The sequence below is a fragment of the Flavobacterium aquariorum genome, from assembly GCF_003254745.1.
Lineage (GTDB): Bacteria > Bacteroidota > Bacteroidia > Flavobacteriales > Flavobacteriaceae > Flavobacterium > Flavobacterium aquariorum.
The window spans coordinates 22712-46231 of the sequence record NZ_QKXH01000008.1 but is presented as its reverse complement, the minus strand read 5'-3'; the positions used below and the strand labels follow the sequence as shown (position 1 = coordinate 46231).

The window sequence follows — 23520 nt, the reverse complement described above, 5'->3', positions numbered from 1 at the left end:
GGGGGAATTCCAGAAAAAAAATTTTCCGAACCTCATCGACTACCCCATTAAAACAATGTTTTTTTGGTTATTCTGAGGGAGGTAACGAGTGATAATCATAATCCTATGAGCAGGGAGGACGGGGAGGGCTATCCCAACTGTTCTATTTTTTTTCTGATAACAGCGATTTCTTTCTGAAATTGGAGCTTGGTCAATTGGATGTGTAATTCAGCTTTCCGTTCTGGATTTTCTTCAATACTAATTTCCATCTGTTTAAGTCGTATTTTATCGTCAATACTATTCATCTTTCAATTTATTTAGGAAACATTCCGCTTCAAAAAGCAGATTCAATTTATTGTCTTTTAGTAATAATTGGTATTCTTGCCACAAGTGCCAATCATCGGTTATTGAATTTTCTTCATATTGTAGTTCACAATAGTTTTTCAGTAATTCTCGTAAGTGTGGACTGAAATTAAAATTTGTTATTTCATATTCTTTCATTGTAATATTATATTATTTCTGTTATTATTGGGGCTTTATTAGCGTAGTTTACGCTATTATATTTGTTCGTTATGCTTGTGGCTTCAAAAGAGATTTCGTTCCAGGAAAAGTACTTATAAATCACATTTTCAACTATTGCTTTCGCTTCGAGTAATCGACTATCTGTGATAAAGTGAACATGGTTGAATCCTCTTCCGTCCAGTTCTATAGTGTACTTAATATAGTTGTCTGGCATTTCACTTTTTATCTGGTAAATCAGTTCTTGATGGTATTCCTTGTCATAGTTTTCAAAAGGATTCCAACTCACGAAAGTTTGCCAATCATAGTTGTTCTCAGTATAAGTTTTTCGTTTGTTGATTGGCATAAACTCGTTAACGATTGAGTAATGTATTTTCCATTGCTTACCATCTTTATCTAATAAACTAGTTACTCCTGCATATTTTTCTTTGATTTTAATCATTTTGTATTTCAACATTCTTATTGATAGTCCTGTTATTTGCGGTAGTTGGTTAAGCTTATAATAGGTCTTGTATCTTTTACTATTTGCATTGTTGATTAATTCATTAAACTTTTCTTTCATTCTAATTTGGATATAATAAGGTCAAGAGAGGTTGCTAATCTCTTGGGTTATGTCTGCTGTCATATATAAATATGTGAAACTTTTAAAAAAGTTGCCCTTTGAGTAAAAAAAACTGTTTTTATTTTTTATAGGGTCTTAGTTGAGTTCAATTTTCAACTAAGTATAGAATAAATGCAAAATAAATTATTGCACCTATTGTCAATAAAATCAAGTGGTTAAGTTTTGGGTGTGCGAATTAGGGAAACCCTAAAAAATCCCTAATAAACCTTTGCAGAGCATTTAAAAAGAAAATACTATGACAGCACAAATTTTACTAAACGGCATTACGATTGAGCAATTAGCAGAAGCTCTAAAACCATTATTGCAAAAACCATTGGCCGAACCTCAGCATGTAACAAACGAATTAATAGGTAGAAAAGAAGCATGTGCGCTCTTGCATTGCAATTTGTCGACTTTACACAAGCATACAAAGTCAGGTAGATTAAAATCCTACGGAATAGGCAATAGGGTTTTGTATAAAAAGTCAGAGGTTTTAGAGTCAGTTACACCAATTAATCACTAGTATTATGAGTATAGAAAACACCAATGGAACCGAAAAATCATTGTCGATTGTTCAAGGTAGAGAAGACTTTAAGAAACTTGTTTCAAATAATATTGAAGAATTAAAAAATACTACTGAAATGAACCAAATAAATACAGATGATATTTTAAGTGAACTTTTGGAAAGTATTTGTCCAATAGATTTTAAAGTGTTGGCCTTTCCAGAAAGTAAGCAGTACATCTCATTTCAAACAAAAATTTCAAATGGCGAGACATTGACAAATACTCAAAGCGTTGAATTTGAAGAGATGAAAAACAGGCTGTCGAATTTTCAACCAACCAAGAACCATTATTTAATAATTTGTATCGAGCAACTTCTCAAAATTGCTGAATTGAATCAATGGGGACTTTGTAAAAAGAACGGTAATGTTTTTTTGTATAACGGTTGTTATTGGTCTGAAATAGATAAAGAACGTTTTCAGTTTTTTTTAGGTCGAGTGGCCTTAAAAATGGGAGTTGAAAAGTTCAAAGGAAAGATTCATACGTTTAAAGATGAGTTGCATAAACAATTTATGTCGGATGCTTATTTGTCTTCTCCAAAAGAAAAACCAGATAGTGTTCTAATTAATTTAGTTAACGGAACTTTTGAAATTCAAGGAGCGAAGAGAGCATTGCGAGACTTTGAAAGAAAAGATTTTGTAACTCACCAATTACCATTTGAGTATTACCATGAGGCGACTGCTCCTCAGTTTCAAAAGTATTTAGATGAAGTGTTGCCTGATAAGGATAAACAGAAAGTGTTTGCTGAGTATTGTGGTTACATTTTTATTAAGTCAAGCGTTTTGAAACTTGAAAAGATGCTAATTCTTTACGGTACGGGAGCGAATGGTAAAAGCGTATTTTTCGAAATACTCAACGCATTACTTGGAAGTAAAAACGTGAGTAACTTCTCACTTCAAAATCTAACTAATGACAACGGTTATTTTCGTGCCAAAATTGGTAATAAACTTGTGAACTATGCAAGTGAGATTAACGGCAAACTTGAAACAGATATATTTAAACAAATGGCATCTGGTGAACCTATAGAAGCTCGTTTGCCCTATGGAGAGCCGTTTATATTAAGTGACTATGCAAAGCTAATTTTCAATTGTAATGAACTTCCAAAAGACGTTGAGCATACAAATGCATATTTCAGACGTTTTTTAATTATCGGTTTTGATGTGACAATAGCAGAAGACAAACAGGATAAAGGATTAGCCAATAGAATAATCAAAAACGAATTGTCGGGAGTGTTTAACTGGGTTTTAGATGGTTTGGATAGGGTTTTGGAGCAAAAGAAATTTAGCAAATGTGAAGCTATTGATAATGCTCGAACAGATTATGAAAAGCAAAGTGATAGTGTTCAGTTGTTTATTACGGAATTTGAATATAAAACCTCAACTACCGACTACATTTTAATTTCTCAGTTGTACCCAGAATACAAAAGTTTTTGTCTTGAAGATGGCTATAAGCCAGTTGGTAAAACAAAATTTATTCAACGATTGAAGCATTATAAAATACATGTCAATCGTATCAATGTCGGTAATGTAGCTTATATCACTAATTATAACTAAAAAAAAAGATTGTTTTTGACGTACATATTTTACACTGTTTGCACCACTTCAAAAATTTAAGTGTAAAACGTGTAAAATGTGAACCCAAAACAAAACATTTATTTTATGGAAAACTATAAATATACACTCGATAAAACCAGTAAAAAATTCATTTGTCCAAACTGCAATAAAAAAAGTTTTGTATTATACATCGATACTGAAACGGATAATTATTTAGTTGATAATTTTGGTAGGTGTGACCGTGAAACGAATTGCGGTTATCACAAAGCACCACCAAAAGCGAGAAAGTACTTTTTGATTCCTTTTTTGTGCTTGAAGAACATGTCAGATAAAGTAGTTCAATTGACAGATATAAACGGCTTTAAATTTATAATTCCAAAGTCACAAATATTGGAGCAACAAGAAAACGGTTGTTGGGTGTCTGAATGGTTTTTAAAAAACAGCACCATTTTTTATTTAGGAAATCAAAGTAAATATTTAAATAATGATGAATTGGTTTTGGTGAATACCGTTATTAAAAGAGATAAACCACCTGATTTAGTTCCAAGCTTTCATAGTCTGGAGTTGTTGAATGAAATGTATTTTGAAAAACCTCACATCGATAATTTAACTACATTTCTAAAAAGGCATTTTTCACAACATGAGGTTTTTGAAGTGATTCAAAAGTATTTTATAACAGGGGTAGGTCATTTTTGGAAAAACTCAACTGGATTTTGGCAAATTGATGAAAAGAATAAAATTCATGCGTGTAAGATTATGCTTTATGATGAATCTACGGGTAAGAGGATTAAAAAGCCATATAATCATATTAATTGGCTACATAAAGCATTTAAAGACTCTGAATTTAAGCTTAGTCAATCTTTGTTTGGTTTACATCTGATTAATGAAGACTATGAGAAAACAATTGCTATCGTTGAAAGTGAAAAGACCGCAATCATAATGAGTATTTTATTGCCAGATTTTATTTGGATTGCCACAGGGAGTAAGCAAAACTTGAAGTTTGAACTCTTGAAACCATTAAAGAAGAGAGAAGTTGTGTTGTTTCCTGATAAAGGCGAATATTCAGTTTGGTTTGAGAGGGCGACTGAGTTAAACAAAGTTGGTTTTAAAATAACAGTTAGCAAGTTGATAGAGCAAACTAATTTTGGGGATGGATTTGATTTAGTAGATTATTATTTGAAGTTGTAGTTAAAAGGTGAGCCGTTGCGGTTCGCCTTTTTTTATTTAAATTAGCTTGAGAATTGTTGAGTTGCGGTAAAAAAAAACACTCTAAAATATAGAGCGTTTTAATATTGATTAAGTAGATGTTAAGTAAAACATCTGTTAAGTCCTGTAAACAGGCAATTAAAGTGACCACGGTGGGATTTGAACCCACACGCCCTTACGAGCACCACCCCCTCAAGATGGCAAGTCTACCGTTTCTCCACGTGGCCTTAAAAAATAAAAGGTCAAGTAATAAATTACTCGACCTTTTGTGACCCGACTGGGGCTCGAACCCAGGACCCCATCATTAAAAGTGATGTGCTCTACCAACTGAGCTATCGAGTCATTGCTTCAAGAAACTTATGTTTTGATCACATAATTTGTGACCCGACTGGGGCTCGAACCCAGGACCCCATCATTAAAAGTGATGTGCTCTACCAACTGAGCTATCGAGTCATTTCGTTTCTTGAATGCGGGTGCAAATATAGGGACTTTTTTTCGAAGTTTCCAAGTAAAATTATTATAAATTTGTCTTTTTTAATTAAAAACTCTTAACGCCTTAATATGTAAGGTCTTATTCAAATGAAAAAAATTATATTATTAGGGTATATGGGTTGTGGTAAGTCTACGATTGCTCAAAAACTTTCTGGAATGATCTCTGTTCCCTATGTTGATCTCGATGAATATATCGAAAAAAAAGAAAAAATGTCCATAAAACAGATTTTTGAGAACCATGGTGAAATTCATTTCAGAAAATTAGAGCATACTTATTTTTTGGAATTGTTAAATAATCCAGATGAAAATATCATCGGTTTAGGAGGAGGAACACCTTGTTACGCCAATAATCATGAATTGCTAATAGGAGATGGTGTGGCTTCTATTTATTTAAAAGCCTCGATAGATACATTATTTAATAGATTGGTGTCTAATAAGAGTAAAAGGCCGCTCATTGCGGATAAAAGCGAAGAGGAAATGAAAGAGTTTATAGCCAAGCATCTTTTTGACAGAAGCTTTTATTACAACCATGCACAATATAAAGTGAATGTTGATGATAAATCAATCGAGGAAACGGTAAATGATATTTTAAATCTATTAGCTTAAACTGGCATAACTATCGCCATTATTGTCAAAAACAACATCTACGTGTTCTAATAGGGAAGTAGAAAGTGATATACCTTTAAAATCGGCTTTAATCGGGAATTTTTTATGATTTCTATCAACAAGAACAACGGTTTTAAACTTTTTTAAAGGAACATCAAGAAAGTGTCTAACCGCATATATTAAAGTAGTTCCAGAACTCAATACATCATCTACAAGTACTAATCCTTTATTGCTGTATTGCTCCTTTGTTAAGGAAGTAGTTATGGGGGATTCTGGATTTTGCTTACTGACATTAACTTCGCAAAGCGAAATTTTGATAGGTGAAATTGTTGTCAATACTTGGGCAATCTTTTCGGCAAAAATAAAACCATTTGTTGTAATTCCGGCAATCACAATTTCTTCTTCCTCTACAAAAGTTTCATAGATTTGGTAAGCTATTCTTTTTGTGGTGTGCTCGATTTGTTGATTTGTAAGAATAATATTTTTGCTCATGGCGTATTGTTGTTTTTTTCAAAGATAAAAAAGTTAGACGAATTTTAGGTCATTTAATCTGGTTTCAATACTGAAAAGGGAAATAGAATATTTTAGTCTATTTCGTCTTCATCTTTTATTTCATTCCCAAATTCATCAATGTCTCTTCGGTCTTTTTTGGTGGGTCTTCCAGCTCCGGTTTTTCTGTAATGCTCTTTTGAAAGTTTTAATAATTCTAAGTGAGCATAAGCTTCGGCGGGTGTTTCATTTTTTCGATAGATATCAACGAGTTTGGCACCTACACGATTATCAGGTATGTCAAGAACGGTGATTATTTGTGTGATTTGATCTTTTCTAAAAGTAATTTTATCTGTTGGGAAAACCTCTTTCGATGGCTTGGCAACAATACCATTTACGGTAATGTGATTTTTTTTGCAGGCTTCGGTTACCATATTTCTGGTCTTGTAATACCGAATGCACCATAAATACTTGTCTATTCTCATGAAATTTCTAAAATCGAAGTTAAATACTTTACAAAAGTAAATCATTAATGTATATTTGCGACTTAAACTACATCTAATAATGAGCAAAATTAAGTTTTATTTTATTTTATTAATAGCCACTATCATTACAATAAGTTCATGTTCAAAAGATAGTTCAGAACCTATAGCTCCTCCAAAGCCTTATGCTGAGCAATATCCCATAGATATTGCTATTATAGAAGACTATTTAAAAGCAAATTATATCACTGTTGTAAATAATCCAGGAGCTTTAAATGATCAGGATGTTACAATTGCAACTTTAGATGCAGACCATCCAACATCAATTTGGGATCAAAAGGTATATCCTTTAAAAAGTAGAAATGTGGAGCTAAATGGTATTGTGTATAAGATGTATTATTTAGTTTTACGACAGGGAGTTAATGAGTCTCCTTGTAATGTGGATGGTGTATTTACTGCTTATAAAGGTAACTATTTGGCAAGAGAAACAGTATCGGGAACAACTACAACTACAATTACTTCAACATTATTTCAGGAAGTGAAGTCTCCAAATGCTATATTTGAATTGTATAGTACGATAAGAGGTTGGAAAGAATTTTTTCCACAATTAAAATATGGAACATCTACATCAAATGCAAATGGAACGGTATCTTATAATGATTTTGGTGCTGGTGTAATGTTTCTTCCTTCAGGTTTGGGATATTATAGTAAGGCGCAAGAAGGTATACCTGCCTATTCCCCTTTGGTTTTTAGTGTAAAATTATTTGCAATACAACGCACTGATTATGATTCAGATGGAATTCCTTCTTTTCAAGAAGATCGTGATGGAGATGGTTATATGTGGGTAAAAAGTGAATTGCAAGATGGAGTTTCTACAAATTTAGATGATACAGATAGCGATGGGACTCCAGATTTCTTGGATTTTGATGATGATGGCGATAATTATGCAACAAGGGGAGAAATTAAAGATGCAAATGGAAAGTATTATCCATATAATGGAGCTTCTGTAGACGACCCTTCGACACCAGATATTAATGAAACTTATGGAATTCCTAGAAAATTTACAGGACCACTTAAATATCCTCTTTTAGATGAATCCCCTACAAATATGCGTACCCCTCAGGCTTCAGATTTTACGGATCCAGGAAGATTGAGAAGACATCTTGATCCGACATGTTTTCCACCGTATCAAAGTTAAAAATAATAAATAAAGCCCCGCTTCAAACGGGGCTTTTTTCTGTTTGTCAATTTTAAATAGCAACATAAAAAAAATCCCATCTCATTTTTTACAACGAGATGGGATTTTTTATTTAAAGTTGGAAGATTATTTTCTTTTGATCACTCTTTCTACAGCTTCAACAATCGCTTGATTGTTCAATTTGTATTTCTCCATTAATTGTTCAGGTGTTCCAGACTCTCCAAAGCTATCATTAACAGCAACAAACTCTTGTGGAGCTGGATGGTTTAATGCGAGTACTCTAGAAACGCTTTCTCCAAGACCTCCAAGGATGTTATGTTCTTCGGCAGTAACGATACATTTGGTTTTTGCCAATGATTTTAGAATCGCTTCTTCGTCCAAAGGTTTAATGGTGTGGATATTGATTACTTCGGCAGAGATTCCTTTTGCTTCCAAAGCTTCAGCAGCGATTAAAGCTTCCCAAACCAAATGTCCTGTAGCAACAATCGTTACGTCAGTACCTTCGCTTAAAAGAATCGCTTTTCCAATTACGAAAGGTTCGTCAGCTGGCATGAAATTAGGCACAACTGGACGACCAAAACGCAAGTAAGCTGGACCATGGTGGTCGGCAAGAGCTAATGTAGCCGCTTTTGTTTGGTTGTAATCACAAGTGTTGATTACAGTCATTCCAGGTAACATTTTCATTAATCCAATGTCTTCCAAGATTTGGTGTGTAGCTCCATCTTCTCCAAGAGTCAATCCTGCGTGAGAAGCACAAATTTTAACATTTTTGTCTGAATAAGCAACTGATTGACGAATTTGGTCATAAACTCTTCCGGTAGAAAAGTTAGCAAAAGTTCCTGTGAAAGGAATTTTCCCTCCAATAGTTAATCCTGCTGCAATTCCGATCATGTTTGCTTCGGCAATTCCAATTTGGAAAAAACGCTCTGGGTGATTTTTCTTAAAATCATCAAATTTTAATGATCCAATTAAATCTGCACAAAGAGCCACTACGTTTTCATTCTTTTGACCCAATTCAGTCATTCCCGCTCCAAAACCCGAACGAGTATCTTTACTTCCTGTATTTGTATATTTTTTCATTTCTTAATTTAAAAAGTTGAATGCATTCATTACTGAATACTGAAATCTGAATACTGCAAACTAATTAATAGTCTTGTTCGCCGCCTCTATTGTAGTTTTGAGCTAAAGCATTTTCTAGTTGAGCATCATTAGGCGCTTTTCCGTGCCATGCGTGAGTGTTCATCATAAAATCTACACCATTACCCATTTCAGTATGTAATAATACGCAAACTGGTTTTCCTTTTCCTGTTCTAGATTTTGCATCTGTCATGCCAGCAATAATAGCCTCAAGATTATTTCCTTCTGTTATTTCAAGAACGTCCCAATCAAAAGCTTCAAATTTTGCACGGATACTTCCCATACATAAAACTTCGTCAGTAGTACCATCAATTTGTTTTCCGTTAAGGTCGATAGTTGCAATAAGATTATCCACTTTTTTGGCAGATGCATACATAATTGCTTCCCAGTTTTGACCTTCCTGTAACTCACCGTCACCGTGTAGCGTGTAAATAATGTGGTTGTCACCGTTTAGCTTTTTAGCCTGTGCAGCACCAATTCCTACAGATAATCCTTGTCCTAATGAACCAGAAGCCATACGAATACCAGGTAATCCTTCATGTGTTGTTGGGTGTCCTTGCAAACGAGAGTTTAGTAATCTGAATGTAGCCAATTCCTTTATTGGGAAATAACCGCTTCTTGCCAAAACGCTGTAAAATACAGGTGAAATATGTCCGTTTGAAAGGAAGAATAAGTCTTCTCCAATTCCGTCCATGTCAAATCCTTTTTTGCGATCCATAAGGTTTTGGTACAAGGCCACTAAAAATTCGGTACAGCCAAGAGACCCTCCTGGGTGACCTGAATTAACAGCGTGAACCATACGAAGAATGTCTCTTCTTACTTGGATAGTTAAATCGTTTAATTGTTGTGTGTTAGGCTTCATTTTGTGTGTAAAAGTTAAACTGCTGCAAAAGTAATTTTTTTTTGCCGTAAGACAAATGATTTCAGTGGCAATTTCGATGATAAAGGCAATTTCAACAATAATTTAAAATATTACCTCGCGTGAAGTCGAAGAGGTCAAGTCTAAAATCTGCAATCTGACTTCATCTGGGCGTGCCACCATAAGAAAAAGGGGCTGACTAATAGTTACCGCTTAGTTGCCCCTTTTTCTTATGCTGTCGGGCTATCCGCGCTACTTTGGTAGCTAGCTATTATCCCTCACGCAAACCGTAAAATTTAGATGTTTAGTATAAAGAAGAAATTTTCTTAAATTTTACTTTGAAGATTTCTCCATCCATCACCATTATGGACATCTGTATATCCATGTGTTTTGAGGATGTTTTTTGCCCTTGCGCTCCTCATTCCCGAGGCACAACAAGTGATAATGGGTTTGTTTTTGTCTTTCAATTGAGACAAACTATTTTTCAAAATATCTACAGGGATATTTTTGGAACCTTCTATATGTCCGCTGGCATATTCCACCTTGCTTCGTACATCCAGAATAATGGCGCCTTGTTTTACAAGTGCTGCATAATCTACAGTAGATCCGAAGCCAAATATTTGTTTTATTTTATTTAGCATTTTGTTTATTATTTGGATTGATAATAATTGACATCCAACCAAGAACCGCCATTGTAGCAGTCGATTCCTTTTTGAGAAAGATAGTGCTGTGCTTGTCCGCTTCGGTTTCCGGAGGCGCAACAAAGAATCAACGGAGATTTTAGGTTTTGTATTTCTTCAAATCGTTCTTGAATTTCATTCAATGGGATATTAATCGAACCGGTAACATGTCCGCCGCTAAATTCCTCTCGCGTTCTTACATCTACAATTGTGCCTTTTTTTTCTTTGATTATATTTTCTAAAGTCATAAGTGTTTGCTTTAAAGTGTATTGTTTTTATAACGCAAAATTACAACAGAAATTAAGTATGTTCAGTAACTTTTGTTACATAGATTTTTTTGTTGCTACTGTTTTGAGTGTGTACTACTTGTCAAGGTTTTAATCAATGGTAAATGAAGATAATCCCGAATTTATACAACAAGTGTACTGAAGTCCTAAAGGTATTCACGGATAAAGTCGACCGCCTTTCTTCCAAACACCAAACCAGCTTCCCATTAAGCCAATTGCCCAAACCCGTTGCAGCTGTTGGCTGCTGCGTTGCGTAGTGCTCGGTCAATAGTGATTATATACTCTGTCCGAAAGTCAGTAGATTGTTATCCGGGTCCAGTAAGGAAAATTCCCTTTGTCCCCATGCTTTTGTCTCTAATGTACCATTCGGGTGTATGCTTATTTTATTGTCCAACAATGATTGATATAAACTGTCAATGTTATTGGTTCGGATGTAAACTCCTGAATAGTTTTCTTTCGAGCCAAGTTCTTTAAACTCAAAAAAGTGGATTTCTATGTTGTCTTTTTCAACCATCAAATAACCGTCATAGTCAGAACTTCCAACGTTCCGAAATCCTAACTTGTTTATGTAGAAATCTTTTGTTGCGGTCTTGTTCCGCATTGGCATTTTTGGATTTACGTTTGTCAGCATATATTTATTTTATTAAAAAATTTGTTCCTCTGTCATATTTTAATTGCAGTGAGGGCAGTCATCCGGTGTCTAATTGTTACTCTTGCAACGGTTGTATAGTCGTTTCACACGGTTGCTGCCAACGTTTCGCGGCTTAAGCGAGGCTGCGATTCAAGCGGACTGAGTTTTCTCTGCCACGATAAAACATTCTTCGTGAAAATAAAATTTCATGTTACCGAAAACCAGCAATCTCCCTTAGCCGCTGTTAGCGGTAGTGCTTTCTATCCTTGTCGTTTCATTTTAAGATTTATACCTCCAGAAACTATTGTTAAGTCATATTGGTTTGTTTGTTTGTTAAGCGTAAAAATAAAACCATCCTTTGTAATTGGACTTTCAAAAAAAGTATTTTCGCTATCAGGGTGCAATTGGTATTTGTCTCCATTAACATCAACTTGAAATAATGTGTTGCTTATTAATTCAATAGAAAAAGTCTGTGTTAAGTCAGCTTCCAACGCAAATTTACCCGTATATTTTTTTAGTATCTCTGTTGAAAGTTGAATCTCTACTCGATTTATTTTATGAGGAACTTCATAACTTTTGTTATCAAGAAGATTTATAACATCTGTAGTCACTTCTTGAAACGGAATGTCTGTGTAATTTGAAAGAAAGATAAATGTCACATCTGTTTTTAAATCCTTATAAAAATAGGATCTGTAACCCGACCTTCCGCCGGACTGATTTAGAATACTATCATGTCCGAACATTTCAATTGCTAGGGATTTTTTTAATGCTTTGCCTAATAATATCTGCTGGCTGAAACTATACAAATCTCCAATGGTGGAAAGATAATTCCCAGTTTCAGCTTTTTTTATTTTATTTATAGAGGTTGGGATTAATTTCCCGTTTTCATTGTCAAATCCTATAGCAAATTTTGGGACTGACTTAGTGGAATTGAACTCTAATGTATTGTTCAACTTCATTTTGTTGAAAATTTCATTTTGTATAAAAGCTAAATATCCGTTACTTGAACTCTTGTCAATAATATAATGCAAAAGGAAATAGCCAACATTGGAATACAGCGTTTGTGAACCTGGTTCAAATTGGAGCTTTTCCAATTTTGCTAATTCAACAATTTTTGAAAGCGATAAGCTGTCATACGAATCTTTTGTTGAAAGTTCTCTAGGTAAACCCGATTGATGATGGATCAAATCGTCGATAGTTATTTTTTCCCCGTTTGGGAAGTCTGGTATTAGATTAGTTAAGTTATCTGTGAGTTGGATTTTTTTTAACTCAACAAGCCTCAAAATACTGAATTTGATAAAAATTTTTGAAACAGAAGCAATGATAAACTTGCTGTCTTTAGTAATCTTTAAACTATCTGTCTCACCTTCGATGTTATAAGTTTTGTCCAGAAGCAGTTGCCCGTCTTTTGATACCATTACGTTACCGTTAAAGTTTTTAAATACTGTCAATGCTGTAAAATACTCGTCCAGTTTATAAGGTAAGTTGTCTTTCCTTGTTTGACCAAAAGCACTAATTGATAATAGTATAAGCAATAAGATTGTCGAAAGTCTTTTCATTTTTTTTGTTTTCTGTACGATTATTTGTGCACGCAATCTTGACGTATTACCGCTAACTAGTCTATATGTGTGACTTCGTCATAAATACTCACCCAAATTTGGGTAGCTTTGTCTGACAAACATACCGTTTATTTTTCAAATAGAATTGATATCAAGTCAATTCCAATACTGTTTATTACTTCCGGATCATTTCCTTCATTGTCTCCAATTGGATTTCCATTTTTTGTATGATGGCTTCTTTCTCGGCCAGTTGTTCCAGTAGCGCCTTTTCTCTAATGGTCTCAAAACGGTAGGGCAAATACTCTCCCAATTGGGCAATAAAATTGTGTTTCAATACCATGCTAAGTTTCCATAAAATTGCAAATTGCAGGGAATCTCTCTTAAAATAATCATTCAATCCCGTAGGGATGATGCCCAACTCCCGAGCGACCTCGGCTTTTTTAATTTTGTTGTGAATGATGTGGTAATGAATAAAATTACCAATCAAAGGGTACCGTTCGCCTAGATCTTTCTTGTATTTCTTACTGCTGTTTATCATTTTTTGTATGTTTTATTCTATAAAAATAATTATTTTTATCAATAAAATGGTGTTAATGACTAATAATATTGGTGATAAATACCTCTATTATTGGTTGTAAGAGCCAGTATTGTTGGTTTTTATTACCAGTATTATTGGTTTTAATTACCTCTATTATTGGTTGTAATAGCCAGTATTGTTGGTTTTTATTACCTGTATTGTTGGTTTTTATTACCAGCATTGTTGGTTCTAAGTACCAATATTATTGGTGTTAATGCCTAATTTATAAAGATAATCAGAGATTATGGCTGGATAATACCTTATGTTACATAGATTTTTATATACTAAGGTATTGAATGTCTTTTGTTTGCAAATTTTTTACTCGGTTTTATAGGCGTGAATAGATTGTCCTACAAGTTTCCAATCGCCATTTACTTTTTCTAATAACCGAATCTCATGCGAAAAGGTTTTTTTGCCGTCTTTGGAAATCGATACTTCATCATGACTAACCCAGGCATTATCATCGTGAATGCTCATTTTGTAATTGGAGTTCATAGAACTACCGCCACTGGCATTCACAATTGGTTTTATCATAGCTGTCGGAGGTACTTCAAAAGTTTTACCATCAGCAGTTGAAATTAAAATTTTGCTATAAGGCTGTATGTGCCAGCAGGCAGCATGTGCTTTACTATCGCCCGATCTCCAACTGGATGATTCTTTTTCGAGGAGGTTTTTAATGGCTTGCGATTCATTTACTTTAGAATTGCAACTTAACAAAAGTAAGCTTGGAACAAAGAACAGGGCTAATTTTAATTTCATGATAGTATGGTTTTTTGGTTTAAAAGAATTTGAAAGGTACGGTTTTTGGAAATAATTTTTTAAATACAAATGAAAACCAACTTGTTGGGTGTAATTCATGAAATTTTTATTAAACACACAGAAACATAGACTTTGTTAAAAAAAGAATGCCAAAAAGAAATATATTTCTTCCACATAGCGCACTATGTGTGTTTCAAATAAGTGAAACACCTCTTTTTTGAGCTTACAAAATCTATGTTTCTATGTGTTTGAAATTATTGCACCCAATGGGTTAAACCCAGATGGTATTCTTAAAAAAGCGGTGTGCAGTAACTTTTGTTACACGAACCATTTTTACTTTGGTTTCGTTTTTAAAAACTCCAGCGACCTCTTATATAAAAAGCATTTACTAAGTTACTGTATGAATTGGACTGATCTTGGAAAAAGGATTGTAAAATGAAATCGATATCAAAATTGTTGGCGACATTCCACGAATAGGTAGGGACAAGTATTAGCGTGTTTTTTTCTGGAGAATAAATAAAAGAAAAATTAAAAGTACTAATAGGGGATATTGTTTTTACAATAGTGAAATAAAAATTATAGCGAAAAGGGAAAAGAGATTTTGCCGAAATGTTCGGGCTATAAAGCGACCCATTGGTCAAGAGAACATTCGAAGGATTGCTGTTGTATAAGGTAGCCACAGAAACATACCAATTGTCCGGAAAAGTGAGGTCAGACATTAACGATAAATTGAAAGTGTTTGCAGAGTCTACAGCATTTTTTTTGGGATGAAAATAACTCATCTCTCCCTTGAAACCCGCTTTTTTGACGTTGCCAGCCCAACCACCACCTACAACATAATCCGTCTGGTATAATCCTCCCAAGAATTGAAAATCATAATTCCATTTGTTGTATTTGTATAAAAAAGCAGTGGTGGGAGTGTCTTTGTTTTTTTCGAATTTATAGGCGAATTCGATAGAAGCATTATTGCTTAAGTTGCGTTGGATACTTACGGCATCACTACCGGGACGTTCTTCATAATCAAACTCCAGGAAGTTATAAGCATTGAAAATATCATTGGCATTCCAAACATTTGTGATGCCCCAATTAATGCGTTGTCGCCCAATTATGATATCCCATTTTTCGTTGGAATACTCAAGTAGCATTCTGTCGATTACAGATTGAGCCACAATCGATTTTTCATCAATCCATAAAAAAGAAAGATCAAATAAGCCATTTTCCTGATCAATTGATTTGCCAAATTCAGGCGTTTGTTTGATTAATTCCCCATAAAAAATCCGAGTCCGAATTTCCAATCGACCGGTAAATTTTGGAGTCATGTTGACTTTAAAGTTTAATCGATTGTGGATTAAATTTGCCGATGCATTCGAATCGATTTTTTGGATAAAATAAGTGCTTTGCATGTCTTTTATATACCCTTTGAGTTCTATCAACGGTGTTTTTGTACCCTCAGTTTGAGCCGTGGCTGTCATATAGGGGAAATATAGAATGCCGAGTAAGATGTAGATGTGAAATTTCACAATAGCGTATTTTATTCCAACAGTTGTTCGTGTATTATGGTTGTGGGAGCAGTATCTGCAACAATTTTTCCGTCCTCAAGAGTGATGACCCTTCGGGCTCTATTGATGACTCTTTGGTCATGCGTAGAGAATACAAAAGTCATGTTTTCTTCCTGATTGAGTTGGAGCATCATGTCCAGTAAATTTTCTGCCGAAACAGAATCGAGATTTGCCGTGGGTTCATCGGCTAAAATAAATTGAGGTTTTGGTGCCAAAGCCCTTGCCACAGCAACTCGCTGTTGTTGCCCGCCGGATAATTCTCGTGGTCTTTTATTGATTTTATCTTCTAGTCCTATTTGTTTGAGTAATTCGGAAACACGTTGATCCGTTTCTTTTTTGGAACGCTTTTGCAAAAGCATAATAAATTCAATATTCTCTTTGGTGGTAAGCACCGGAATTAAATTGTAGGATTGAAAAACAAAACCAATATTGTTCAATCGAAAGTCAATTAATTCATTGCCTTTGAGTTTTGTAATATTGGTTCCGTTGATTTCAACAAAACCCTCCGAAGGAATGTCCAATCCTCCAATCATGTTCAGTAAAGTCGTTTTTCCGGAACCCGAAGGTCCTTTAATAGCGGTAAATTCTCCTCGCGAAATGTGGAGGTGCACTTTGTTTAAAGCATATACCGGAATGGTTTTTTCGTCGTATATCTTCGATAAGTTGTGCGCATCGATAACTGTTTTTTGCATAGCGATTATTTTTTTAAAGATTCCGCCGGATTCAATTGTAATGCTCTTCTTGCGGGTAATAAAGCCGAGAATATTGCTGTTATCACAACTAAAAACATAATGATTTCAAACTGTCTTACTGTTAAGCTGGGATAAATGATGGAACTGTACCCAAAACTGGAATACACCTCCGAAAAATTACTGAAATCGATTCCCGTCCGCTGGCTTATGGCAATAGAGAGAAAACCAAGTAGTATTCCTATTGGGCAACCAGCCAAGATCAGGAAAAAAGTTTCCAGAAGAATCATCATGAATATTTTGAATTTATTCATGCCCAAGGCAAGTAGCATTCCAATTTCCCGAGTTCTTTCCAATACCGCCATCATCATGGTGTTGACAATTCCAAAAGCCAATGCCAACAGTATAATTCCCATAAAGATGAACACCATTTGGTCACCCACAGAAACCGTTAATCTTAGTTCAGGCGCGATTTCCATCCAGCTCATAATTTCGGTACCGGGAAATTCTTGTTTCAATTCGTTTTGGGTTTCATTCAATGATTTACTGGATTGAAGCAGTACGGCAATTTCATTCACTTCATTGGGTATCCCCGCCAGCGAATCGATGTCATTGATTTTGACAAAAACATTACTGTCATCATATGGTGTGTTGATGGTTTTATAAATTGCTTTAATTCTAAAAGCTGCCGATGCCAAATTGCCATTTTTATCCTGAAAAGTTAGAATGTTTTTTTTGTTGAGGTTGAGGTTGAGTTTTTTTCGAAGCTTCTCACTTAAGATAATTTCATTGTTTTTTTTGGGATCAAAATAACTTCCTTTAATGATTTTTCCCTTGAGATTCGTAAGTTGTTGTTCGAGTTCCGGGATTACACCATTAATTGTGATACCACTACTGCCAGAAGGGGAAGCAATCATTCCTTTGATGATTATGCGGGCTGAAGCGGCTTTTACTTTATTGTCTTTGCGTATAACTTCAAGCATCTTTTTACCCTTCGGCAAATGATATTTTATTTCGTACTCTTTTCTGAATTCGCGATTGTGCAATTGTATGTGTGATAATTCGCTTGTGATTGCACTATTTACCCGTTGTTCAATCATGCCATTGTAAAAAGCCATCATAAAAATACCTGCCCATAAACCAATGCTTACTGCTGTGATAATAATGAGGCTTCTTTTTTTGCTTCTCCAAATGTTTCTGCTGGCGATTTTTGTCAACATAATGGTTTCTTTTTTTATTTTTTCATCGCTTCTACTGGATTCAAGCTGTTTACGTGCCACAGCGGATACAAGCCAATAATCACCGCCATTGCCAAAACAATTAGGGATTGGTTGATGAAGATGTTTTTGTCAACAGCAGTAGGGAAGAGGGCTTCAAAACCAAATTGCTCATAGACTTTGGCTATTTCCCCGCCAAAACGGATTGGTTTTTCTTTTAAATAAATGACTAACGGTAAACTCAACACAAAGCCCAAAAGCACTCCAAACAAAGTGATGAGAATTGTTTCTCCGAATAAAATCAATTCTAATTCGGATTTTTTCATACCAATGGCAATGAGCATACCGAACTCGTATTTGCGTTCGGCGGTCATCATTAAAACTGTTCCAAACAGTCCGAAACCGATGATGATGTATAGTATTCCCGAAAAAATGTAAAATGAAAACCCGTCAGCTTTAATGTGATTGGCTATTTCTGGCATCATTTCCTGCCAAGGCATTATCTCGTATTTATTTCCGATTTGAGTTTTTAAATTTTGTACAATAGCATTGGTATTCTCTGGGGCGTCAATTCCAAATGAGATTGAAGTAAGTCTGTTTTCGGCGCTCAAGAAATATTGGGTGGCTGTTAATGGCAAATACACAAAAGTGTCATTCATCGACGGTGATGCAAGATGTACGATACCTTTTATTTTGTATTTTCCAGCGGCCATTGCACCATGAAATCCTTGGCCAAAAAGCACAATGGTGTCATTGGTATTTGCACCCAATCGTTTGGCTAAACCTTCTGCAAGGAGCACATTTTCTTCATTATTTTCAAAATAGCTACCCTTGATTATTTTCTTTTTTAATTGGGTTAAATTGTTTTCTTTCACAGCATCGGTTCCTACAAGAAGGCATCCTTTGGTACTGTTTCCTTTAGAAACCAAAACAAAAGTTTCCAGGCGAGGAGCAATTTTCTTTATTTGAGTGTTTTGTTGAAGTTGTAAGATTAATGCGTTTTGTAGTTCAAAACTGTTATCCAAAACCTGTTCGTCCCAATACCCCTTTTGGTGAATTTGAATGTATCCGGAGTAATAACCAACTACGTTTTTGATTAAATTATTAAAAACACCATTTTGAAATGATTTCATTAAAACCGCAAACAAGACCGCAAATGCTATCGAAGCCATTGTGATCAATGTTCGTCGGCTGTTGCGCCAAAGGTTCCTCCAAATTAATTTGAGTATCATTTTGCCTTAGTTATGTTTTGGGTGTTAAAAAAGGAATCGTCCAAAGGAGTGTCAAATATCAAAGAATTGTAAATCAACACCGTTTTGTTTCCTTTTTTGTTAGCAGGAACCATTTCCATTTTTCCGGGCAATAATCGGTCGCCCAATAGTTTTATATCAGAGCAATGCATAGTGTTGATCAGCACGCCGTCTTCATCATAATATTCGACATGGAGCATCATGAAATCTTTTTTGTCAATATCCATGATTACTTTTCCCCAAACCACAGCTGATTTTGGTTTGGGCAGAAGTTGAATTTTATAACAGTTCCTTGCGTCTATAATGACATCTTGTAAAAAGGAATGGTTATAGTCTTCCAGAATTGAGGCTTCCTTGACCAAATCATCATTGGTAAAATCGGTTCCCATCCAACTCTGACTCATCATCGAAGGGGGCATTTTGATGTTTCGTTCTATAGAGGGAATCCAATTCCATACTTCTTTTTTTCGTTTCAGGAATACGACTCCTTTTTCTTTGGCTGGGGCCAAAACCAATATAAAACTTAAATCATTGCCTTTTGTCCATGCTTTTACGGTCATTTCCCGTGTCCAACTCGGGCGAATTGTTTGAATGGTAATCGTAGCAATTGACGTTTTTCCCTTGGCTTTTTCGTCTGCTTTTCTTATAATATCTTTTGCTTCTTGCGACGAAGCAATGATTGATAAATGAAAAAATAATAGAAGTAGTATCTTTTTCATGTTAAAACTAATTTTAGGGTGAATAAGATATTGTTATCATCATTTCTATTCTCAGATTTTGGAAATAGAATGGTTGTATATGTCAATTTTAAACGTAAATCGGTTTTGCTTTATTTAATAAAAAAGTAGGTTTTTGCGAAAAGACAAAGAGCTTAATTGTTAAAAAAGCATTCTGATTTATGTGCTATATTCAGTAAACTGTTTATTGGTTTTTTATTAGTGTTATTTGTGATGATTGAACCAAAATGGGACTGAATAGATGTATCTCAAAGGTAGCAAAATATCTTTTTGAGGTAAGTGTAAATGAAGGATTTATTTTTAATTAAGTATTTGGTTAGTAGTATTTTATTTAAAAATAAAATGGATTTATAAGCTCTGATTTATTGATGTTTAATACTTTGGTTTTTTATAATGTTTAGTTTTTTTCTGCTTGAAGTTTAATTTGTGAGAGATAGTTTCGGCACTCTTTTTAGCATTGTAATGGAAGTAAAGCGACAGCGAATGATTCAATCTCGAAAGCATACTAAACTTGAATTCATAAAACATTTTTAATTTTTCAATTGAAGTAATTATCTAATTTTCAAATTAACCTATCTTTGCCGTCCCGAACGGTCGGGAGAAAAACGCAAATATGAAGTTTGATTTACTAAAAACGGATCCGCAGTCGAAAGCTCGTGCGGGAAGTATTACTACAGATCACGGTGTTATTGAAACGCCTATTTTTATGCCTGTTGGGACGGTTGCATCAGTAAAAGGGGTGCATCAACGGGAATTGAAGGAAGAAATAAACCCAGATATTATTCTTGGAAATACTTATCATTTGTATTTGCGTCCGCAAACCGAAATTCTTGAAAAAGCAGGAGGATTGCATAAATTCATGAATTGGGATCGTAATATTTTGACGGACTCTGGTGGATATCAAGTGTATTCTCTTTCTGCAAACCGCAAAATTAAGGAAGAAGGGGTAAAATTCAAATCACATATCGATGGTTCATATCATTTTTTCACACCAGAGAATGTGATGGAAATTCAACGTACCATTGGGGCCGATATTATTATGGCTTTTGATGAGTGTACACCTTATCCTTGTGATTATCGTTATGCACAACGCTCAATGCATATGACGCACCGCTGGTTGGATCGTTGTATCAATCATTTGGATAAATTGCCTTTTAAATATGGTTATGAGCAAACTTTTTTTCCAATCATACAAGGAAGTACTTATAAAGATTTAAGAAGACAATCGGCTGAATATATTGCCAATTCGAATCAGCAAGGAAATGCGATTGGTGGACTTTCGGTAGGTGAACCTGCTGAAGAAATGTACGCTATGACTGAAGTTGTTTGCGAAATTCTACCTGAAGACAAACCTCGTTATTTGATGGGAGTGGGAACTCCAATCAATATTCTTGAGAACATCGCTCTTGGAATTGACATGTTTGACTGTGTGATGCCTACGCGTAATGCCAGAAACGGAATGTTGTTTACGGCTAACGGAACTATCAATATCAAGAATAAGAAATGGGAAGCCGATTTTTCTCCACTGGATGAAATGGGCTATACTTTTGTTGATACTGAATATACGAAAGCCTATTTGCGTCACTTGTTTGCTGCAAATGAATATTTGGGGAAACAAATTGCCACGATACATAATCTAGGTTTCTATATGTGGTTGGTTCGTGAGGCCAGAAGACATATCTTAGCGGGCGATTTTAAACCATGGAAAGAAATGATGGTGAAAAATATGAGCCAACGACTTTAAAAAGTTTAGAAGGTTTATAAGTTTAGAAGGCTTAGGGAGACTTAGAAGATTTAGTTTCTAAACTTTCAAATTCTAAACTTCTAAACGTTTAAACCTAATAACCTATACTATGCTAACAATAATAGACAAATATATTTTAAAAAGATATTTAGCCACTTTTGCGGTGATGCTTTTGTTATTTGCTCCTATTGGGATGATTATTGATATATCCGAGAAAATCAATAAAATGATTGAGAATAAAGTGCCGGTTTTAAAAATCGCCATTTATTACTATCATTTTACGATTTACTTTATGAATAACCTCTTTCCGATATTTTTGTTTATATCGGTTATTTGGTTTACCTCAAAATTAGCAAATGACACAGAGATTATTGCTATTTTAAGCTCAGGAATTTCGTTTACTCGATTCATGAGACCTTATATTATAGGGGCTTCCATAGTATCTGTTATCGTTTTGCTCATGGGGTTTTGGGTTATTCCCGTATCAAGTGAGGGTTACAATAATTTCCGGTACACTTATCTGCGGAATGATGGGAAGGCGCTCATGCGGGGTGATAATACCGATGTTTACAGACAGATAAGCGATAATGAGTTTATCTATGTAAATAGCTTTAATAATGAATCTCAAATGGCTTACAATTTTTCATTGGAGCGATTTAAAAAAGAGAAATTAGAATACAAAATAACGGCTAGCAGAATCAAATGGAATCCTAAAGAAAAGAATTATTCTTTATTTGATTATACCAAAAGAATCGTTGGAAAAGAAGGGGACGTGATCGAAAAAGCACCGGAAAAGAAGATGAAGTTCAGTTTTGATCTGGAGGATTTGGCACCAGTGGTTTATATTGCCGAGACTCTAAGTCTTGGGGATTTGAAAGCTTTTATCGAGAAGGAAAGAAAACGTGGTTCATCCAATATCAATGTTTATTTGGTTGTTTTGTATAAAAAATTCAGCGTTCCCGTTTCGGCATTTATATTGACTATTATTGCTGTTTCTGTTTCGTCAATGAAGCGAAGAGGGGGAATGGGAGTCAATTTGGCCATTGGAATAGCAGTGGCGTTTTCATTTGTCTTTTTTGATAAGATATTTGGTGTGTTGGCCGAAAAATCTGCATTTTCACCACTTTTGGCCGTTTGGTTACCCAACATTGTTTTTGGAATATTAGCTGTTTATTTATTACGAAATGCGAAACGATAATTTAAGAAGTTACCTTAATCTACATTTAATTGTTTTTATTTGGGGGTTTACAGCGATTTTGGGTGCATTAATTACGATACAGTCTCAATTTTTGGTTTGGTACAGAATGTTTTTTGCGGCAATCTTTATTGCTGTTTTTCTTGCTGTCAAAAAGAAATCATTTAAAGTTGCTCCCAAGTCATTAGTCAAATTCATATTTGTTGGTCTTTTGATAGCGCTGCATTGGATTACCTTTTTTGGAGCGATAAAAGTCTCAACTGTATCCATAACCTTATCTGTTTTTTCATTGGGTGCATTTTTTGCCTCCTTGTTGGAGCCTTTGTTCTACGGACGAAAAGTACTTTGGTATGAGGTTTTCTTTGGATTGATTATCATTGCGGGTTTAGGATTAATCATGCAAGTGGAGATTAATTATTGGAGTGGTATGTTATTGGCATTGGTCTCCATAATATTGGGAGTACTATTTACTTTAATAAATGGAAAGTTAATCGCAGATCATGACCCTTCGGTGATTTCATTTTATGAATTTTTGGCCGGTTTTATTTTTATTTCAATCTATTTTCTATTTCAAGGTTCTTTCAATACTGACTTTTTTGTGTTGTCTGCCAAAAATTGGATTTTGATTCTAATTTTAGCGTCCATTTGTACCGCTTATGCCTTTACGGCTTCGGTAAAAGTAATGCGACAATTATCGCCCTATACGGTGATGTTAACGACTAATTTAGAGCCTGTTTACGGCATAGTGCTTGCTTTTTTTATCATTGGCGGAAAAGAAAAAATGAGTACGGAGTTTTATATTGGAGCTGTTGTAATTGTGATTACGGTACTCTTAAACGGTATTATAAAACATTATAGAAAAGAAGATGAATTGTAAGATTTTTAATTGCCGTAACACCTATTTTTTCTACTTGAATAAAAAAATAAGTGTATAACGATATTAAATTTTATATT

General features: G+C 34.7%; 26 protein-coding genes and 3 tRNA genes. 8 read left to right on the top strand and 21 right to left on the bottom strand.

The window, feature by feature from the left end; all coding sequences use genetic code 11:
* Window positions 1-128: 128 nt before the first annotated feature.
* Genes DOS84_RS19120 through DOS84_RS12975 form a run of 3 tightly spaced genes read right to left on the bottom strand, consistent with a single transcriptional unit; the run spans window position 129 to window position 1060 of the window.
* Complete coding sequence (locus tag DOS84_RS19120) at window positions 129-284, bottom strand: hypothetical protein (RefSeq protein WP_165830436.1); 156 nt, start codon at window positions 282-284, stop codon at window positions 129-131.
* Window positions 277-480: a hypothetical protein gene (locus DOS84_RS12980; RefSeq protein WP_111410550.1), complete on the bottom strand. Its 204-nt coding sequence runs from the start codon at window positions 478-480 to the stop codon at window positions 277-279. The genes DOS84_RS19120 and DOS84_RS12980 overlap by 8 nt, the downstream gene beginning before the upstream one ends.
* 7 nt (window positions 481-487) lie before the next feature.
* Window positions 488-1060, bottom strand: coding sequence for a hypothetical protein (locus tag DOS84_RS12975; protein ID WP_111410549.1), 573 nt, complete (start codon window positions 1058-1060; stop codon window positions 488-490).
* 295 nt (window positions 1061-1355) lie between these two features.
* Between DOS84_RS12975 and DOS84_RS12970 the strand changes: the two genes are divergently transcribed.
* From DOS84_RS12970 to DOS84_RS12960, 3 genes are all read left to right on the top strand, one after another.
* The gene (locus tag DOS84_RS12970; protein WP_111410548.1) at window positions 1356-1622 is read left to right on the top strand and encodes a helix-turn-helix domain-containing protein; all 267 of its coding nucleotides are present in this window, start codon (window positions 1356-1358) and stop codon (window positions 1620-1622) included.
* A 4-nt stretch (window positions 1623-1626) separates the two neighbouring features.
* Window positions 1627-3213, top strand: a complete 1587-nt coding sequence (locus DOS84_RS12965) for a DNA primase family protein (RefSeq protein ID WP_207802063.1) — start codon at window positions 1627-1629, stop codon at window positions 3211-3213.
* A 105-nt stretch (window positions 3214-3318) separates the two neighbouring features.
* Window positions 3319-4401, top strand: a complete 1083-nt coding sequence (locus tag DOS84_RS12960; protein WP_111410547.1) for a DUF6371 domain-containing protein — start codon at window positions 3319-3321, stop codon at window positions 4399-4401.
* Between the two features lie 162 nt (window positions 4402-4563).
* Here the strand turns inward: DOS84_RS12960 and DOS84_RS12955 are convergent.
* The 3 genes from DOS84_RS12955 to DOS84_RS12945 all read right to left on the bottom strand — a co-directional run bounded on the left by DOS84_RS12955 (window position 4564) and on the right by DOS84_RS12945 (window position 4872).
* A tRNA-Leu gene (locus DOS84_RS12955) sits at window positions 4564-4646 on the bottom strand.
* Between the two features lie 42 nt (window positions 4647-4688).
* A tRNA-Lys gene (locus DOS84_RS12950) sits at window positions 4689-4761 on the bottom strand.
* Between the two features lie 38 nt (window positions 4762-4799).
* A tRNA-Lys gene (locus DOS84_RS12945) sits at window positions 4800-4872 on the bottom strand.
* Between the two features lie 126 nt (window positions 4873-4998).
* Between DOS84_RS12945 and DOS84_RS12940 the strand changes: the two genes are divergently transcribed.
* Window positions 4999-5517: a shikimate kinase gene (locus DOS84_RS12940; RefSeq protein ID WP_111410546.1), complete on the top strand. Its 519-nt coding sequence runs from the start codon at window positions 4999-5001 to the stop codon at window positions 5515-5517.
* Here the strand turns inward: DOS84_RS12940 and DOS84_RS12935 are convergent.
* Window positions 5509-6009 (bottom strand): phosphoribosyltransferase family protein, encoded by a 501-nt coding sequence (locus DOS84_RS12935; protein ID WP_111410545.1) that lies wholly within the window; start codon window positions 6007-6009, stop codon window positions 5509-5511. The two genes, DOS84_RS12940 and DOS84_RS12935, sit on opposite strands and share 9 nt — an antisense overlap.
* Before the next feature lie 92 nt (window positions 6010-6101).
* On the bottom strand, window positions 6102-6491 hold the full coding sequence (locus tag DOS84_RS12930) for an RNA-binding S4 domain-containing protein (RefSeq protein WP_111410544.1): 390 nt from the start codon (window positions 6489-6491) through the stop codon (window positions 6102-6104).
* Window positions 6492-6570: 79 nt separating this feature from the next.
* Between DOS84_RS12930 and bamM the strand changes: the two genes are divergently transcribed.
* Complete coding sequence (bamM, locus tag DOS84_RS12925) at window positions 6571-7686, top strand: BamM family beta-barrel-assembly machinery protein (RefSeq protein ID WP_111410543.1); 1116 nt, start codon at window positions 6571-6573, stop codon at window positions 7684-7686.
* 126 nt (window positions 7687-7812) lie between these two features.
* On the opposite strand, the gene DOS84_RS12920 is transcribed toward bamM, so the two are convergent.
* From DOS84_RS12920 to DOS84_RS12860, 13 genes are all read right to left on the bottom strand, one after another.
* Window positions 7813-8766, bottom strand: coding sequence for a transketolase family protein (locus tag DOS84_RS12920; RefSeq protein WP_111410542.1), 954 nt, complete (start codon window positions 8764-8766; stop codon window positions 7813-7815).
* Between the two features lie 64 nt (window positions 8767-8830).
* A complete protein-coding gene (locus DOS84_RS12915; protein ID WP_111410541.1) occupies window positions 8831-9685 on the bottom strand; it encodes a transketolase in 855 nt (284 codons plus the stop codon).
* A gap of 323 nt (window positions 9686-10008) precedes the next feature.
* Window positions 10009-10323 carry a rhodanese-like domain-containing protein gene (locus tag DOS84_RS12910; RefSeq protein ID WP_111410540.1) on the bottom strand — a complete coding sequence of 105 codons (315 nt, stop codon included), beginning with the start codon at window positions 10321-10323 and terminating at the stop codon, window positions 10009-10011.
* An 8-nt stretch (window positions 10324-10331) separates the two neighbouring features.
* Window positions 10332-10610, bottom strand: coding sequence for a rhodanese-like domain-containing protein (locus tag DOS84_RS12905; protein ID WP_111410539.1), 279 nt, complete (start codon window positions 10608-10610; stop codon window positions 10332-10334).
* A 313-nt stretch (window positions 10611-10923) separates the two neighbouring features.
* Window positions 10924-11280, bottom strand: coding sequence for a bleomycin resistance protein (locus DOS84_RS12900; RefSeq protein WP_111410538.1), 357 nt, complete (start codon window positions 11278-11280; stop codon window positions 10924-10926).
* A gap of 260 nt (window positions 11281-11540) precedes the next feature.
* Window positions 11541-12839 carry a serine hydrolase domain-containing protein gene (locus tag DOS84_RS12895; protein WP_111410537.1) on the bottom strand — a complete coding sequence of 433 codons (1299 nt, stop codon included), beginning with the start codon at window positions 12837-12839 and terminating at the stop codon, window positions 11541-11543.
* A gap of 175 nt (window positions 12840-13014) precedes the next feature.
* Window positions 13015-13377, bottom strand: a complete 363-nt coding sequence (locus DOS84_RS12890) for a transcriptional regulator (RefSeq protein WP_111410536.1) — start codon at window positions 13375-13377, stop codon at window positions 13015-13017.
* Window positions 13378-13734: 357 nt separating this feature from the next.
* The gene (locus DOS84_RS12885) at window positions 13735-14175 is read right to left on the bottom strand and encodes an endo-arabinase (protein WP_111410757.1); all 441 of its coding nucleotides are present in this window, start codon (window positions 14173-14175) and stop codon (window positions 13735-13737) included.
* Between the two features lie 350 nt (window positions 14176-14525).
* Entirely contained in the window at window positions 14526-15695 is a 1170-nt protein-coding gene (locus DOS84_RS12880; protein ID WP_124020645.1) for a hypothetical protein, read from the bottom strand.
* Between the two features lie 11 nt (window positions 15696-15706).
* Window positions 15707-16426, bottom strand: a complete 720-nt coding sequence (locus DOS84_RS12875) for an ABC transporter ATP-binding protein (protein ID WP_111410534.1) — start codon at window positions 16424-16426, stop codon at window positions 15707-15709.
* A gap of 5 nt (window positions 16427-16431) precedes the next feature.
* Complete coding sequence (locus tag DOS84_RS12870; RefSeq protein ID WP_124020644.1) at window positions 16432-17643, bottom strand: ABC transporter permease; 1212 nt, start codon at window positions 17641-17643, stop codon at window positions 16432-16434.
* Window positions 17644-17657: 14 nt separating this feature from the next.
* On the bottom strand, window positions 17658-18872 hold the full coding sequence (locus DOS84_RS12865) for an ABC transporter permease (RefSeq protein WP_111410532.1): 1215 nt from the start codon (window positions 18870-18872) through the stop codon (window positions 17658-17660).
* Window positions 18869-19609, bottom strand: coding sequence for an outer membrane lipoprotein-sorting protein (locus tag DOS84_RS12860; RefSeq protein ID WP_111410531.1), 741 nt, complete (start codon window positions 19607-19609; stop codon window positions 18869-18871). The genes DOS84_RS12865 and DOS84_RS12860 overlap by 4 nt, the downstream gene beginning before the upstream one ends.
* Before the next feature lie 631 nt (window positions 19610-20240).
* On the opposite strand from DOS84_RS12860, the gene tgt reads away from it, so the two are divergent.
* The 3 genes from tgt (at window position 20241) to DOS84_RS12845 (ending at window position 23443) form a co-directional block, all read left to right on the top strand.
* A complete protein-coding gene (tgt, locus tag DOS84_RS12855; protein WP_111410530.1) occupies window positions 20241-21371 on the top strand; it encodes a tRNA guanosine(34) transglycosylase Tgt in 1131 nt (376 codons plus the stop codon).
* Window positions 21372-21480: 109 nt separating this feature from the next.
* Window positions 21481-22569, top strand: coding sequence for an LptF/LptG family permease (locus DOS84_RS12850; RefSeq protein ID WP_111410529.1), 1089 nt, complete (start codon window positions 21481-21483; stop codon window positions 22567-22569).
* Window positions 22556-23443, top strand: a complete 888-nt coding sequence (locus DOS84_RS12845) for a DMT family transporter (RefSeq protein ID WP_111410528.1) — start codon at window positions 22556-22558, stop codon at window positions 23441-23443. The genes DOS84_RS12850 and DOS84_RS12845 overlap by 14 nt, the downstream gene beginning before the upstream one ends.
* The last annotated feature ends 77 nt before the right edge of the window (window positions 23444-23520 follow it).

Bases quoted from the DNA above. Each gene is read 5' to 3' on its own strand.
- DOS84_RS12845 (WP_111410528.1), top strand. From the start codon at position 22,556: ATGCGAAACGATAATTTAAGAAGTTACCTTAATCTACATTTAATTGTT.
- DOS84_RS12935 (WP_111410545.1), bottom strand. From the start codon at position 6,009: ATGAGCAAAAATATTATTCTTACAAATCAACAAATCGAGCACACCACA.
- DOS84_RS12965 (WP_207802063.1), top strand. From the start codon at position 1,627: ATGAGTATAGAAAACACCAATGGAACCGAAAAATCATTGTCGATTGTT.
- DOS84_RS12960 (WP_111410547.1), top strand. From the start codon at position 3,319: ATGGAAAACTATAAATATACACTCGATAAAACCAGTAAAAAATTCATT.
- DOS84_RS12920 (WP_111410542.1), bottom strand. From the start codon at position 8,766: ATGAAAAAATATACAAATACAGGAAGTAAAGATACTCGTTCGGGTTTT.
- DOS84_RS12900 (WP_111410538.1), bottom strand. From the start codon at position 11,280: ATGCTGACAAACGTAAATCCAAAAATGCCAATGCGGAACAAGACCGCA.
- DOS84_RS12885 (WP_111410757.1), bottom strand. From the start codon at position 14,175: ATGAAATTAAAATTAGCCCTGTTCTTTGTTCCAAGCTTACTTTTGTTA.
- DOS84_RS12975 (WP_111410549.1), bottom strand. From the start codon at position 1,060: ATGAAAGAAAAGTTTAATGAATTAATCAACAATGCAAATAGTAAAAGA.
- DOS84_RS12905 (WP_111410539.1), bottom strand. From the start codon at position 10,610: ATGACTTTAGAAAATATAATCAAAGAAAAAAAAGGCACAATTGTAGAT.
- DOS84_RS12895 (WP_111410537.1), bottom strand. From the start codon at position 12,839: ATGAAAAGACTTTCGACAATCTTATTGCTTATACTATTATCAATTAGT.
- DOS84_RS12860 (WP_111410531.1), bottom strand. From the start codon at position 19,609: ATGAAAAAGATACTACTTCTATTATTTTTTCATTTATCAATCATTGCT.
- DOS84_RS12910 (WP_111410540.1), bottom strand. From the start codon at position 10,323: ATGCTAAATAAAATAAAACAAATATTTGGCTTCGGATCTACTGTAGAT.
- DOS84_RS19120 (WP_165830436.1), bottom strand. From the start codon at position 284: ATGAATAGTATTGACGATAAAATACGACTTAAACAGATGGAAATTAGT.
- bamM (WP_111410543.1), top strand. From the start codon at position 6,571: ATGAGCAAAATTAAGTTTTATTTTATTTTATTAATAGCCACTATCATT.
- DOS84_RS12870 (WP_124020644.1), bottom strand. From the start codon at position 17,643: ATGTTGACAAAAATCGCCAGCAGAAACATTTGGAGAAGCAAAAAAAGA.
- DOS84_RS12980 (WP_111410550.1), bottom strand. From the start codon at position 480: ATGAAAGAATATGAAATAACAAATTTTAATTTCAGTCCACACTTACGA.
- DOS84_RS12865 (WP_111410532.1), bottom strand. From the start codon at position 18,872: ATGATACTCAAATTAATTTGGAGGAACCTTTGGCGCAACAGCCGACGA.
- DOS84_RS12915 (WP_111410541.1), bottom strand. From the start codon at position 9,685: ATGAAGCCTAACACACAACAATTAAACGATTTAACTATCCAAGTAAGA.
- DOS84_RS12930 (WP_111410544.1), bottom strand. From the start codon at position 6,491: ATGAGAATAGACAAGTATTTATGGTGCATTCGGTATTACAAGACCAGA.
- DOS84_RS12875 (WP_111410534.1), bottom strand. From the start codon at position 16,426: ATGCAAAAAACAGTTATCGATGCGCACAACTTATCGAAGATATACGAC.
- DOS84_RS12850 (WP_111410529.1), top strand. From the start codon at position 21,481: ATGCTAACAATAATAGACAAATATATTTTAAAAAGATATTTAGCCACT.
- DOS84_RS12970 (WP_111410548.1), top strand. From the start codon at position 1,356: ATGACAGCACAAATTTTACTAAACGGCATTACGATTGAGCAATTAGCA.
- DOS84_RS12890 (WP_111410536.1), bottom strand. From the start codon at position 13,377: ATGATAAACAGCAGTAAGAAATACAAGAAAGATCTAGGCGAACGGTAC.
- DOS84_RS12940 (WP_111410546.1), top strand. From the start codon at position 4,999: ATGAAAAAAATTATATTATTAGGGTATATGGGTTGTGGTAAGTCTACG.
- tgt (WP_111410530.1), top strand. From the start codon at position 20,241: ATGAAGTTTGATTTACTAAAAACGGATCCGCAGTCGAAAGCTCGTGCG.